At 66.0% G+C, this 12958-nt stretch carries 10 protein-coding genes; 8 read left to right on the top strand and 2 right to left on the bottom strand.

From position 1 onward, the window contains the following. Positions 1-32: 32 nt before the first annotated feature. Positions 33-833 carry a HesA/MoeB/ThiF family protein gene (locus tag LRC39_RS00465; RefSeq protein WP_346295994.1) on the bottom strand — a complete coding sequence of 267 codons (801 nt, stop codon included), beginning with the start codon at positions 831-833 and terminating at the stop codon, positions 33-35. Between the two features lie 208 nt (positions 834-1041). On the opposite strand from LRC39_RS00465, the gene LRC39_RS00460 reads away from it, so the two are divergent. Then, positions 1042-2382 carry a serine protease gene (locus LRC39_RS00460; protein WP_346295993.1) on the top strand — a complete coding sequence of 447 codons (1341 nt, stop codon included), beginning with the start codon at positions 1042-1044 and terminating at the stop codon, positions 2380-2382. A gap of 101 nt (positions 2383-2483) precedes the next feature. Further along, positions 2484-2873, top strand: coding sequence for a hypothetical protein (locus LRC39_RS00455; protein ID WP_346295992.1), 390 nt, complete (start codon positions 2484-2486; stop codon positions 2871-2873). 383 nt (positions 2874-3256) lie between these two features. Here the strand turns inward: LRC39_RS00455 and mutM are convergent, their stop codons facing one another. Then, on the bottom strand, positions 3257-4132 hold the full coding sequence (mutM, locus tag LRC39_RS00450; protein WP_346295991.1) for a bifunctional DNA-formamidopyrimidine glycosylase/DNA-(apurinic or apyrimidinic site) lyase: 876 nt from the start codon (positions 4130-4132) through the stop codon (positions 3257-3259). Positions 4133-4376: 244 nt separating this feature from the next. On the opposite strand from mutM, the gene ubiE reads away from it, so the two are divergent. From ubiE to tsaE, 6 genes are all read left to right on the top strand, one after another. Beyond that, positions 4377-5138 carry a bifunctional demethylmenaquinone methyltransferase/2-methoxy-6-polyprenyl-1,4-benzoquinol methylase UbiE gene (ubiE, locus tag LRC39_RS00445; RefSeq protein WP_011155654.1) on the top strand — a complete coding sequence of 254 codons (762 nt, stop codon included), beginning with the start codon at positions 4377-4379 and terminating at the stop codon, positions 5136-5138. Continuing rightward, positions 5135-6712: a 2-polyprenylphenol 6-hydroxylase gene (gene ubiB, locus LRC39_RS00440; protein WP_346295990.1), complete on the top strand. Its 1578-nt coding sequence runs from the start codon at positions 5135-5137 to the stop codon at positions 6710-6712. Before ubiE ends, ubiB begins: the two co-directional genes overlap by 4 nt. Before the next feature lie 53 nt (positions 6713-6765). Further along, a complete protein-coding gene (gene coaBC / locus LRC39_RS00435; protein WP_346295989.1) occupies positions 6766-8208 on the top strand; it encodes a bifunctional phosphopantothenoylcysteine decarboxylase/phosphopantothenate--cysteine ligase CoaBC in 1443 nt (480 codons plus the stop codon). Then, positions 8205-8663, top strand: a complete 459-nt coding sequence (dut, locus tag LRC39_RS00430) for a dUTP diphosphatase (protein WP_107342348.1) — start codon at positions 8205-8207, stop codon at positions 8661-8663. The genes coaBC and dut overlap by 4 nt, the downstream gene beginning before the upstream one ends. Before the next feature lie 219 nt (positions 8664-8882). Beyond that, positions 8883-11396 carry a sensor histidine kinase gene (locus tag LRC39_RS00425; RefSeq protein ID WP_346295988.1) on the top strand — a complete coding sequence of 838 codons (2514 nt, stop codon included), beginning with the start codon at positions 8883-8885 and terminating at the stop codon, positions 11394-11396. Continuing rightward, positions 11393-12913 (top strand): tRNA (adenosine(37)-N6)-threonylcarbamoyltransferase complex ATPase subunit type 1 TsaE, encoded by a 1521-nt coding sequence (gene tsaE, locus LRC39_RS00420; RefSeq protein ID WP_346295987.1) that lies wholly within the window; start codon positions 11393-11395, stop codon positions 12911-12913. Before LRC39_RS00425 ends, tsaE begins: the two co-directional genes overlap by 4 nt. Positions 12914-12958: the final 45 nt, after the last annotated feature.

Raw genomic sequence — 12958 nt, 5'->3', positions numbered from 1 at the left:
AACGTGGCGCAGCTCTCAGGCCAGGGTGCGGCTCACAGGTGCCGGCTTAGATCGGTGATGGTCGGCGCATCGCCATTCAGGGGATTTTGCGGGTCGCGGCTATAGCGCAGCGTCTCGAACCGCATCGCGCGGGCGTCGATCATCACCAGCCGGCCGACCAGCCCTTCGCCGAAGCCGACGATCTCGCGGATCGCCTCCAGCGCCATCATCGAGCCAAGCACGCCGGCGAGCGCGCCCATCACTCCGGCCTCCTCGCAGCTCGGCACGGTGCCGGCCGGCGGCGGTTCGGGAAACAGGCAGCGATAGGTCGGGTTGGGCTCGCCCGCGGCGTTGCACTCGTGGGCGCGGATCGTCGTCAGCGATCCGTCGAACTGGCCGAGCGCCGCGGTGATCAGCGGCTTCTTGGCCAGATAGCAGGCGTCCGACACCAGATAGCGCGTGGCGAAATTGTCGGAGCCATCAAGCACCAGATCGCAGCCGCCGATCAGCGCCAGCGCATTGGAGCCGTCGAGCCGCACCCGGTGCTGCACCACGCGGACGTGGGGATTGAGAGCGAGGATCCGGCTGGCTGCACTGTCGGCCTTGCGGGCGCCGATGTCGGGCGTGGCGTGGATCACCTGGCGCTGCAGATTCGACAGCGTGACGATGTCGTCGTCGACGATGTCGAGCGTGCCGATGCCGGCGGCGGCCAGATACATCAGCACCGGCGCGCCGAGTCCGCCTGCGCCGACCACCAGCACCCGCGCACCCTTCAGCGCCGCCTGTCCGGGGCCGCCGACATCGCGCAGCACGATGTGGCGGGCGTAGCGTTCCAGTTCCTCGGCACTCAGCATGATCGGATGGTATCCTTCACTTCCACGGCCAGACTGGCACCGTCATCTTGAAGACGCGCATCCGGCTGATCCTTTCCTGCGGTCGAAGGTGCGATTTCCGGCAGGCGAGACATTGTGCGCGGTGCCGCGCGTCGAACCGGCGCAGCGTTGGCGCCGACCAAGCGGTTGTGGTTATTTGCGCATGGCGCAACGTTGCTCGGGAATTGTCATGAGATCGATGCTGGCTGCAACCCTGATCGTCGCCGGTGCCGCCACTCTGGCGGCGCATGGCGCACACGCTGCGCCGAAGCAGACCGCGGCTGCGCCGCCGGCAGCGCAGACCCCTGCGGAGACGGCCAGAACGCTCGCGCAGGGTGAGCGGCAGGCGATTCAATCCGATCTCGCCTGGACCGGCGACTACAATGGCCTGATCAATGGCGAGGTGTCCGATCGGATGATCGTCGCCATCAAGCAATTTCAGACCAATCAGGGGCACAAGCCGACCGGTGTGCTCAATCCGCAGGAGCGCGGTCAGCTCGCCGAGGCGGCGCGCAAGCTGCAGGCGAGCGTCGGCTGGAAGCTGGTTTCCGATCCGGTCACCGGCGCGCGGGTCGGCGTACCGACCCGGCTGGTGCCGCAACAGGCTTCCGACGGCAATGGCACGCGCTGGAGTTCCTCCACCGGGACGATTCAGGTCGCGTTGTCGCGGCGTAAGGAAGCGGACGTCTCGATCGCCAAGCTCGCCGAGCAGGAGAAGAAGGAGCCGGGCCGCAAGATCGAATACAGCGCGATCAAGCCGGACTTCTTCGTGCTGTCGGGCACTCAGAACCAGAAGAAGTTCTATATCCGCGGCAGCTTCAAGGATGCCGAGGTCCGCATCCTCACCGTGCTGTACGACCAGGCCACCGAAGGCACGATGCAGCCGGTCGTCGTCGCCATGTCGAGCGCCTACAATCCGTTTCCGGGCGGCGTCCAGGCCGGCCCACCGCCGCGAAAGAAGGTCGAATATTCGACCGGCACGATCGTGGGCGCCGACGGCGCGATCCTGACCGATCGCGAGGCGGTCGAGGGCTGCCTGTCGATCGTTGTTGCGGGTTACGGTCCTGCCGATCTGGCCGATCGCAGCAAGGAGCCCGAGCTGGCGCTGCTGCGGATCTACGGCGCGTCCGAGCTCAAGCCGCTGCCGATCGGCGGCGGCGCGGCCAAGTCAGGAGCTGTCGAGATCACCGGCGTCGCCGATCCGCAGAGCCAGGGCGGCGGCGCTGCCGTCAGCACCGTCAAGGCGCAGCTCACCGCTGCCGGCACCACCGGCGGTTTGGTAGTAACGCCGCCGCCGAGCCTCGGGTTTTCCGGTGCGCCGGCACGCGATGCAGAGGGACGGTTCGCGGGGCTGACGACGCTGCGTCTGCCACTTGTCGCAGGAGCGGCGGATGGCGCTGCGGCACAGGCGACGCTGATCACCGCCGACACCGTCCGCAGCTATCTCACCGGCGTCGGCGTGAAGCCGGTCGAAGGTACCACCAAGGATCCCAAAGCGAGCGTCGTCCGCGTGATCTGCGTACGGAAGTAAGCGTCGTGCAGCTCGGATTGCCCAGCAAATTAGGGTTGGTCGGATCGACGCGTCTCATTATCTTCGGCTGATATTTATGAGATTGCTGAAAGCAGAATTCCGTGAAGCCGATCGTCTATTGCGGCGAGGAGATGCCGATTGGTCATCTCGCGCCAATGAGAATTGCGTGCCCCTGCGCGCCGATGAATCGGGAATTGCTGATCGACGTTGGCTTCGCCAATCATTGCTATACTGAGAAGTTTATCCAGGGCATCCACTCGCCCGACCAGATTGTCGTGACGGAAGCGAAAGATCGACACAGAGTGTTCTGTCCGATCCGGTACGAGCTTTCTTTCAAACTCCCAGAGCTGATCGAAGCTCTGCCACGCAGCAAGGTTCACCAGACTTCACAACGTCGCAATTATGTGTACGTCGTTCGGCTCGAACTGGAGAAGCGCCCTTATGAGATCTCCAAAGGGCCGCGAACTACGCCGAGGCCGATTTGCGCCTGACGGTCGAAAGTGCCTACCTCGCTGAAGCAGGCTCGAGCTTCAGCAGACGTCCGAACAGCATTCGTTTCGTGATCTTGGCGCACAAGATTTTGGTCAACCAGCCAGTGAAGTTTGCACCGCGTTGAAAAGAAAAAGGCCTCCCCGAAAGGAGGCCTCGTTTCGGTTTCCACTTTGGCCTTTCGGCCTATCTCGCTCACGCGTGGACCAAGAGAACTTGGCGGGGAAGCGCTTTTCCAACCGATCTATCGCTTCATATGCATACAATACCGTACGAGATACTTAGTTTCAACGACAACAGTTTCAAGTCTCGAATGGGCTTGGTCTATACCAAAGCCTTGATCTAGCTAGATTATCCCGATTGGAGCTCATTTCGCCGAAGCCGACTACTTCTGGCACTTCGGGCACCAGAACGTCGACCGGCCGTTCTGCACGAAGCGTTGCACCGTGCCGCCGCAGGTCGGGCACGGCTTGCCTTCGCGGTCGTAAACCTTGAACGCGTGCTGGAAGTAACCGAGCTCTCCGCTGGTCTGGCGATGGTCGCGCAGCGATGAGCCGCCGGCCTTGATCGCTTCGCCCAGCACCTCGCGGATCGACTCGGTCAGCCGCACCGCGTGGTCGGTCGGTTCTTCCTTGCGATTGGCCAGCGTTGAGGCTTTGCGCTTTGGTGACAGGTGCGCGCGAAACAGAGCCTCGCAGACATAGATGTTGCCGAGCCCGGCAACCACGCGCTGATCGAGCAGCGCGGCCTTGAGGCTAGTCTGCTTGCCGGCGCAGGCCTTCGCCAGCAGGCTGGCGTCGAATGCGTTGCCGAGCGGCTCGGGGCCGAGGCCCTTCAGGTGCGGCTCGGTTTCGATCTCGCTGCGCGGAAACACCTTCATGAAGCCGAACCGGCGCGGATCGTTGAACACGATGCGGGCGCCGGACGCCATTTCGAACACCACGTGGTCGTGGGTGCGGTCCTCGCTGCGCGGATAGTGAAACTCGCCCGGCGTGGTCTCGCCATCGGCCTCGATCACCCGGAACGAGCCGGACATCCCGAGATGCATCAGCAGCACGTCGCCGCTCGACAGGTCCGCCAGCAGATATTTGGCACGCCGGCCGAGCCCGGTGACGGTCTGGCCGGTGAGCCGGGCGATGAAGTCCTTCTGCAGCGGAAACCGCAGGTTCTCCCGGTGCGCCACCGCGCGGTCGATCCGAAAGCCCTCCATCGCCGGCTGCAGCCCGCGGCGGACGGTTTCGACTTCGGGGAGTTCGGGCATCGGGCTCGCTCGGAAGGGCTTTAAGCCACTTGATTGGCTTGAATTTCAGGCATGGCGGCGACAACCCGGCGATTGCGGCCGGCGCCGTCCGTCGTTGCATTCTACATTTGGCGTCAGCCAGTTAAGGCATTCAGGTGATAGCGCCTCCGCACCAAGCGCGCTATATGGTCCGCTGCGGACCGCCGTTTTCGTGTTTCGGGCGGCAATCGGCCTGAAAAACCGTCCGCGCGCAGGAGTTGAAGGCATGACTGAGCCGGGCGAGACCACGCATTTCGGCTATCGCGACGTTCCGCTGGACGAGAAGCAGACGCTGGTCAACGACGTGTTTCACAGCGTCGCCGGCCGCTACGACCTGATGAACGATCTGATGTCGGGCGGCATGCACCGGTTGTGGAAGGACGTGATGATCACGACCCTCAACCCGCCGCGTGACGACACCCCGTTCCGGCTGCTCGACGTCGCCGGCGGCACCGGCGATATCTCGTTCCGGGCCGCCAAGGCCTCGGGCGCTGGCTTTCACTCCACCGTCTGCGACATCAACACCGACATGCTCGAAGTCGGCCGCCAGCGCGCGGTCGAGCGCAATCTCGACGACAAGGTCGATTTCGTCGAGGGCAATGCCGAGAGCCTGCAGTTCGACGACCGCAGCTTCGACGCCTACACCATCGCGTTCGGTATCCGGAACGTGCCGCGGATCGATCTGGCGCTGAAGGAAGCCTATCGGGTGCTGAAGCCGGGCAGCCGCTTCCTGTGCCTGGAGTTCTCGTCGGTCGACGTGCCGGGCCTGTCCAAGCTGTACGATCTGTTCTCGTTCAAGGTGATCCCGGAGATCGGTCGCGTCGTCACCGGCGATGCCGACAGCTATCAGTATCTGGTCGAATCGATCCGCAAATTCCCCAAGCCGTATGATTTCGCCGAGATGATGCGTGACGCCGGCTTTGCGCGCGCCAACTGGCAGGTGATGAGCGGCGGCATCGTCGCGCTGCATTCGGGCTGGCGTTTGTGATCGCAGCACTTACTCATGTGGCGCGGCTCGGCCGCGCCGCCTTCGTGTTCGCGCGCGAGGGCGTGTTCGGCGTGGTCGATCCGGCGTTGATTCCGCCTGCAGGTCAGGTGCCGATCCGGCTGGCGCGGCTGATCGAGCGGCGCGGCGCCAAGTCCGGCCCGCGGCTGTCGCGGGCGCTGACGCGGCTCGGCCCGGCGTACTTGAAGCTCGGCCAATTCCTCGCCACCCGGCCCGATGTCGTCGGCGTCGCGATGGCGCGCGATCTCGAAGCGCTGCAGGACCGGCTGCCGCCATTCTCGCAGGACGAAGCCAACGAGGTGATCGCGACCTCGTTGGAGCGACCGCTGCGCGATCTGTTCGTCAGCCTCAGCCCGCCGGTGGCGGCCGCTTCTATCGCCCAGGTGCATCGCGGCGAGATCGAGGTCGACGGCGTCCGCAAGCAGGTCGCCGTGAAGGTGCTGCGGCCCAACGTGTCGGCGCGTTTCAAGCGCGACCTGTCGGATTTCTTCTATGTGGCCGACAAGGCCGAGCTGTATTCCGCCGAGGCGCGGCGGCTGCGGCTGGTCGAAGTCATCAACACGATGTCGCGCTCGGTCGCGATGGAGATGGATCTGCGGCTGGAAGCGGCCGCGGCGTCCGAGATGGCCGAGAACACCAAAGACGATCCGGACTTCCGCGTCCCCACCGTCGATTGGGATCGCACCAGCCACAACGTGCTGACGATGGAGTGGATCGACGGCATCCCGCTGAACGATCACGCCCGTCTGAAGGACGCCAACGTCGATACCATCGAGCTCGGCCGCAAGGTGATCCAGAGCTTCCTGCGCCATGCGCTGCGCGACGGCTTCTTCCACGCCGATATGCATCCGGGCAACCTGTTCCTGGATCGCGACGGCAAGCTGGTGGCGGTCGATTTCGGCATCATGGGGCGGCTGCTGCCGAAGGAGCGGCGTTTTCTTGCCGAGATCCTGCTCGGCTTTATCACCCGCAACTATCGCCGCGTCGCCGAGGTGCATTTCGAGGCCGGCTACGTGCCGGCGCATCACTCGGTCGAGAATTTCGCGCAGGCGATCCGTGCGATCGGCGAGCCGATCCACAATCGCACCGCCGAAGAAATCTCGATGGCCAAGCTGCTGACGCTGCTGCTCGAGGTCACCGGCCTGTTCGACATGCGGACCCGGCCGGAGTTGATCCTGCTGCAGAAGACCATGGTGGTGGTCGAAGGCGTGGCGCGGTCGTTCGATCCCAAGCTCGATATCTGGAAGGTCGCCGACCCGGTGGTGCGCGAGTGGATCCAGCGCAATCTGGGGCCGATCGGCAAGGTCGAAGGCGCGCTCGCCGGCGCCGGCGAGCTCGGCCACACGCTGACCAGCCTGCCGACCATCGTGTCGCGGGCCGTCACCGTGCTGAATCAGCTCGAGGTCATGACTAAGGACGGCCTGGTGCTGGCGCCGGAGACGATCGCTGCGATTGGCCGCACCGAGCGCGGCCGTACCAGGGGCCGGACGGTGGCGCTGTGGGTGATCGCTGCGACCTTCATTGGGGTTCTGATCGCGCTGTCGCGGATGATCTGATTGCATTGCATTCATGCCTTGAATGCAATGCCTGCATCCGCTAGCTTTTCGTCATGGCCAATCTGACGATCCGCAAGCTCGACGACGTCCTCAAAGCCGAACTCCGCCAACGAGCGGCTGCCAATGGCCGCTCGATGGAAGACGAAGTCCGGGTGATCCTGCGCGACGCCTGCCACAGGCGGCTCGGCTTCGCAGAGCCTTTGTCGGCCGACCCTTCCGTGCCCTCAGTCCCGACGCCGGAAGATCCGCCGGAAGGCACTCGCGCCCAGCCGCAGCAGGGCGCGCGGGTGACGCTGATCGTGGGTGGCGGCATTGCGGCCTATAAGGCGATGGACCTGATCCGCCGGCTGAAGGATCGCGGTGCCGACGTCCGTGTGGTGCTGACCAAGGCGGCCCAGCAGTTCGTCACCCCGCTGACTGCGAGCGCGCTGTCGCATCAGCGCTGCTACACCGATCTGTTCGACCCCTCGAGCGAGTTCGATGCCGGGCACATCCGCCTTGCCCGCGACTGCGACCTGATTGTCGTCGCGCCGGCGACCGCCGATCTGATGGCCAAGATCGCCGGCGGTCATGCCGATGACCTTGCGACCGCGATCCTGCTCGCCACCAATCGCCAGATCCTGCTGGCGCCGGCGATGAACCCGCTGATGTGGAACAACGCCGCGACCCGGCGCAACGTCGCCCAGCTTAAGCAGGACGGCGTCGCGATGGTCGGTCCCAATGCCGGCGAGATGGCCGAACGCGGCGAGGCCGGCGTCGGCCGGATGGCGGAGCCGATTGAGATCGCCGCCGCCGCCGAAGCGCTGTGGCGGCCGCAGCCGCCAAAGCTGCTGCTCGGCAAGCGCGTGCTGATCACCGCTGGCCCGACCCACGAGCCGATCGATCCGGTGCGCTACATCGCCAACCGCTCGTCCGGCAAACAGGGCTACGCGATCGCAGCCGCGGCGGCCGCCGCCGGCGCCGAGGTGTCGCTGATTTCGGGTCCGGTCGAGCTACGGGCGCCGGCAGGTGTCGACCTCACCCGCGTGGAGTCGGCGCGCGAGATGCTTGCTGCCGTTCAATCGGTGCTGCCGGCGGATGTGGCGATCTTCGCCGCCGCCGTCGCAGACTGGCGCGTTGCTAGTGAAGGAATACAGAAGCTCAAGAAGGGCGCCGGCGGGCCGCCACCGCTGCAACTGACCGAGAACCCCGACATCCTGGCCACGATCTCGAAGCTGACTGAAGGCCGGCCGCCGCTGGTGATCGGCTTTGCGGCCGAGACCGAAAACCTGATCGACAACGCCACCGCCAAGCTGGCCCGCAAGGGCTGCGACTGGATCGTCGCTAACGACGTCTCGCCGGCCACCGGCGTGATGGGCGGCGACCGCAACACCGTGCATCTGCTGATGCGCAACGGTGCCGCCACCGATCTCGAATCGTGGCCGCTGATGACCAAGGACGAAGTCGCGACCGCGCTGGTGGCGCGGATCGCTCAAGCAATGGCAGTTCCCGCATGACCCAAAAGATCACCGTTTCGATTCGCCATCTGCCGCACGGCGAAGGCTTGCCGCTGCCGGAGTATCAGACCGCGCATGCCGCCGGGCTCGACCTGACCGCCGCGGTCCCGCAGGACGCTCCGCTGACGCTTCAGCCCGGCCGCTACGTGCTGGTGCCGACCGGACTCACCATCGCGCTTCCGGAGAACTACGAGGCTCAGGTGCGGCCGCGTTCGGGCCTTGCCGCCAAGCACGGCGTCACCGTGCTGAACGCGCCGGGCACGATCGACGCCGATTATCGCGGCGAGATCGGCGTGCTGCTGATCAATCACGGCACCGAGCCGTTCACGATCCGCCGCGGCGAACGCATCGCTCAAATAGTGATCGCCCCGGTCAGCCGCGCTCAGTTCGTGGCGGTCGAGGTGCTGCCGGAAAGCGGCCGCGGCGCCGGTGGTTTCGGCTCGACCGGCCGCTGAGTGGCGGCGCCGCGTTGAGGTGTTAGTTCCGCGACTCAACTAGATTTAGTGTCAAGCACGACCGGAATCGGCGCGGGAAAATATAAATCGTCCGTTTGCGGACGGTCATGACTCCGTTCACGGTCTGGACTCTTACCCCCCGAGTCGCGATGGCGATAATGTCCTCCGATTCGGCTATGGCGCGGCTTGTCAGTTGCGCCGTGCGGTTTGGGGCAATCGATGTCAGGCGTATTGGGGTCCATACGTCGGACCAGTCTGTCGTGCACCTCCCTGGTGCATGGTTTGGCTGGGACGGCCGTGATGGTCGCGTCCTCGCCGGCGCGAGCCGCAGACGATCACCTGGCCGCCATCACGTCGTCGCTGCTGCTGGACCTCAACCGCCACGAGATGATGACGTTGATCATCGCGCTCGCGGCGCTGGGCTTTTCGGTGATGTCTGCGATCATGCTGGTGCGGACGCGGCAGCGCGCGCTTGCGCGCGAAGCGGGGCTGCGCGCCGACCTGCAGGGGCTGCAGGCCGAGTCCGACCGCTTTCAGGCGCTGCTGTTCGCCGAGCCGCAGGTGCTGATCTCCTGGGCCGCCGGCGACAGCCGTCCGCAGATCAGCGGCGACACCGCGCTGTTCCTGCCGCCGGAGACCCAGAGCCGCCAGCCGCAACGCGTGCTCGCGTTCGGAACCTGGCTGCCGCCGGAGCCGGCGCTGCAGATGGATCACGCCGTCGACGCGCTGCTCGACAAGGGCGAAGGCTTTCTGCTGCAGCTCGTCACCTCGACCGGCCGGTCGATCGAGGCGATGGGGCGCGCCGTCGGCGGTCAGGCCGTGGTCCGCATCCGCGAACTCAGCGGCGTGCGCCGCGAACTTGCCGATATGAGCCGGCGCTTCAAGGCGCTGCAGGACGAAACCGAGATGCTGCGCGGCTTCGCCACCGCCGCGCCGTGGCCGATCTGGACCCGCCGCTCCGACGGCACGCTCAGCTTTGCCAACGCCGCCTATGCGCGGGCGACCGATGCCAGTGACGCCGCGGACGCGATCGGCCGCAATCTCGAATTGCTCGATTCTTCCGATCGTGCCGCGCTGGCGCGGGCGCTCAGCGACGGCTACGAATACTCCGGCCGGCTGCCGATCGTGGTCGGCGGCGAGCGCCGTTACTTCGACGTCCGCGCCCTGAAGGTGACCGGCGGCAGCGCCGGCATCGCGGTCGACGCCAGTGAAACCGCCGCGCTCGGCGCCGCGCTGGAGCGGATGGCCGATGCACATCGGCGCACACTCGATCAGCTGTCCTCCGGCGTTGCGGTGTTCGACGCTCAGCGCAGGCTGTCGTTCTACAACGACTCCTATCGCAAGCTGTGGGACCTCGACCGCATCTTCCTCGACAGCCATCCCGACGACTCCACCGTGCTCGACCGCCTGCGCGCCGAGCGCAAGCTGCCGGAGGAGCGCGACTTCAAGGCGTGGAAGAACAAGCTGCACGAAGCCTATCGGGCGGTCGAAGCCGAGAAGGACGTCTGGTACCTGCCGGACGGCCGCGCGGTCAGCATCGTCACCACGCCCAATCCGGAAGGCGGCGTCACCTATCTGTTCGACGACGTCACCGAAAGCCTCGATCTCAAGCGCCGCTATGGCGGCCTGATCGACGTCCAGCGCGAAACGCTCGACAATCTCTCGGAAGCCGTCGCGGTGTTCGGCTCCAACGGCTGCGCGCAGTTGTTCAACCCGCCGTTCGCGCGGATGTGGAACCTGTCGGCCGAGGCGCTGCAGAGCCAGCCGCACATCGAGGCGATCGAAGAGTGGTGCCGGCCGCTGTTCGACGACGAGGTGTTCTGGCAGGCGCTGCGCGGCGCCATCACCGGCATCGACGATCGCCGCCATGTCCTGCTCAAGCTCGAGCGCAAGGACGGCAGCGTGCTGGCCTGCAAGACCATGCCGCTGCCCGACGGCGCCACCATGCTGACGTTCCAGGACATCACCGACACCGAGAATGTCGAGCGGGCCCTGCGCGAGCGCAACGAGGCGCTGGAGACGGCCGATCGCATCAAGATCGATTTCGTCCACCACGTCTCGTACGAACTGCGCTCGCCGCTGACCACGATCATCGGCTTCGCGCACTTCCTCAGCGATCCATCGACCGGGCCGCTCACCGAGAAGCAGGCCGAGTACGTGAACTACATCACGACCTCGACCAATGCGCTGATGGCGATCATCAACAATATCCTCGATCTCGCCAGCATCGACGCAGGCGCCATGACGCTCAATCTCGGGCCGATTGACATCCGCAAGGTGATCGATGCGGCCGCCGAGGGCATTCAGGACCGGCTGGCGCGCGATCAGATCGTGCTGCAGGTCGATATCGATCCGGCGATCGACAGCTTTGTCGGCGATGAGCGGCGGGTCGTGCAGGTGCTGTACAATTTGCTCGCCAACGCGGTCGATTTCTCGCCGCCGCAAGGGACGGTGCGGCTGACGGTGCGCCGGGGCGAGACCCGCGTGGCGTTCACCGTGACCGACTCCGGTCCCGGCATCGCGCCGGCGTTCAAAGAGAAGATGTTCGATCTGTTCGAGAGCGATCCGCAGGGCTCGCGGCATCGCGGCGCCGGGCTCGGCCTGTCGCTGGTGCGCTCGTTCGTCGAGCTCCACGGCGGCAAGGTCCAGGTCGAGTCGGCGATCGGCCGCGGCACGTCGGTGACCTGCGAATTTCCGATCGAGCCGGCCGCTCGACGCCACGCGGCCGAATGAGCGCGGTGGCGACATTCTCGGTCGCGCTCGCCAACGAGACGGCGACCGCGCGGCTGATGGCCGAGGTTGCGCTTCTGATCGGCCCCGGCGATGTCGTGACCTTGTCGGGCGATCTCGGCGCCGGCAAGACAGCCGCGGCGCGGGCGATGATCCGTTATCTGGCGGACGACGACGCGCTCGAAGTCCCGAGCCCGACCTTCACGCTGGTGCAGACCTACGATCTGCCGCCTTATCCGCTGCTGCATGCCGATCTGTATCGGGTCGAGGATCCATCCGAGCTGGAAGAAATCGGGCTGTCGCCGCTGCCGGACGGCACCGTGGTGCTGATCGAATGGCCCGAGCGCGCCGGCGCGGCGCTGCCGGAAGACCGCATCGACATCGCGCTCAGTCATCGTCCGGCCCTGGGCCCGTCGGCGCGCGCGGCGGAAATCACCGGGCACGGCAAAGCCGTGAAGCAAGTCGAACGGCTCGCGGCGCTGCGCAGCTTCATTGAGACCGCCGGCTACGCCGATGCCGAGCGCCGGCACATGCCGGGCGACGCTTCGACGCGCTCCTACGCGCGGCTGCAGCGCGGCGCAGAAAGCGTGATCCTGATGAACGCGCCGCGCCGTCCGGACGGTCCGGCGCTCTATGCCGGCAAGAGTTACAGTGCCGCGGTGCATCTGGCCGAAGACGTCCGGCCGTTCGTCGCGATCGGGCAGGGCCTGCGCGAGCGCGGTTTCTCGGCGCCTGCGATCCATCACGCCGATCTCGATGCCGGCTTCCTGATCACCGAAGATCTCGGCCGCGTCAGTTTCGTCGAGGGCGATCCGCCGGCGCCGGTGACGGCGCGCTATCAGGCTGCCACCGACATGCTGGCGGCGCTGCACGCCAAGCCGCTGCCCGATCACCTGCCGCTGTCGACGCGCGAGAGCTACGCGGTGCCGACGTTCGACGAAGCCGCGATGATGATCGAGGTCGGCCTGATGCCCGAGTGGTATCTGCCGGATCGCGGCGCGCCGCCGTCTGAAGCGTTGCGGGCCGAATTCGTTGCGCTGTGGCGCAAGCTGCTCGCCGGCATAGCGGCCGCGCCGCGGACCTGGGTGCTGCGCGATTATCACTCGCCGAATCTGATCTGGCTGGAGGATCGTCCCGGCATCGAGCGCGTCGGGGTCATCGACTTCCAGGACACCGTGCTGGGCCCGGCCGCCTACGACGTGGTGTCGCTGCTGCAGGACGCCCGCATCGACGTGCCGGAAGCGACGGAATTGTCGCTGCTCGGCCGCTACGTCAAAGCCCGGCTTGCCGCCGATCCGGAGTTCGACGCTCCCGGTTTCGCGCGGCTCTACGCGGTGATGTCGGCGCAGCGGAACACGCGGCTATTGGGAACTTTCGCCCGGCTCAACCGGCGCGACGGCAAGCCGCAATATTTGAAGCATCAGCCGCGGGTGTGGGCGTATCTGGCCCGTTCGCTGGCACATCCGGCGCTTGCCGAGGTCCGGGCCTGGTACCGTGACCACGTGCCGCCACCGCTCTGATTCGGCGGATTTCCTTTACGCATCTTTAGAATCGGCCCCGTAGTG

Origin of the sequence: Rhodopseudomonas sp. P1 (assembly GCF_039642825.1) — a bacterium.
GTDB lineage: Bacteria > Pseudomonadota > Alphaproteobacteria > Rhizobiales > Xanthobacteraceae > Rhodopseudomonas > Rhodopseudomonas palustris_H.
Note: the sequence above shows the minus strand (reverse complement) of the source record. Positions and strands in the feature narration are given on the sequence as shown.

Excerpts from the sequence above, each read along its gene's own strand:
- LRC39_RS00425 (WP_346295988.1), top strand. The coding sequence starts at position 8,883 with ATGTCAGGCGTATTGGGGTCCATACGTCGGACCAGTCTGTCGTGCACC.
- ubiE (WP_011155654.1), top strand. The coding sequence starts at position 4,377 with ATGACTGAGCCGGGCGAGACCACGCATTTCGGCTATCGCGACGTTCCG.
- dut (WP_107342348.1), top strand. The coding sequence starts at position 8,205 with ATGACCCAAAAGATCACCGTTTCGATTCGCCATCTGCCGCACGGCGAA.
- coaBC (WP_346295989.1), top strand. The coding sequence starts at position 6,766 with ATGGCCAATCTGACGATCCGCAAGCTCGACGACGTCCTCAAAGCCGAA.
- tsaE (WP_346295987.1), top strand. The coding sequence starts at position 11,393 with ATGAGCGCGGTGGCGACATTCTCGGTCGCGCTCGCCAACGAGACGGCG.
- LRC39_RS00465 (WP_346295994.1), bottom strand. The coding sequence starts at position 833 with ATGCTGAGTGCCGAGGAACTGGAACGCTACGCCCGCCACATCGTGCTG.
- LRC39_RS00460 (WP_346295993.1), top strand. The coding sequence starts at position 1,042 with ATGAGATCGATGCTGGCTGCAACCCTGATCGTCGCCGGTGCCGCCACT.
- mutM (WP_346295991.1), bottom strand. The coding sequence starts at position 4,132 with ATGCCCGAACTCCCCGAAGTCGAAACCGTCCGCCGCGGGCTGCAGCCG.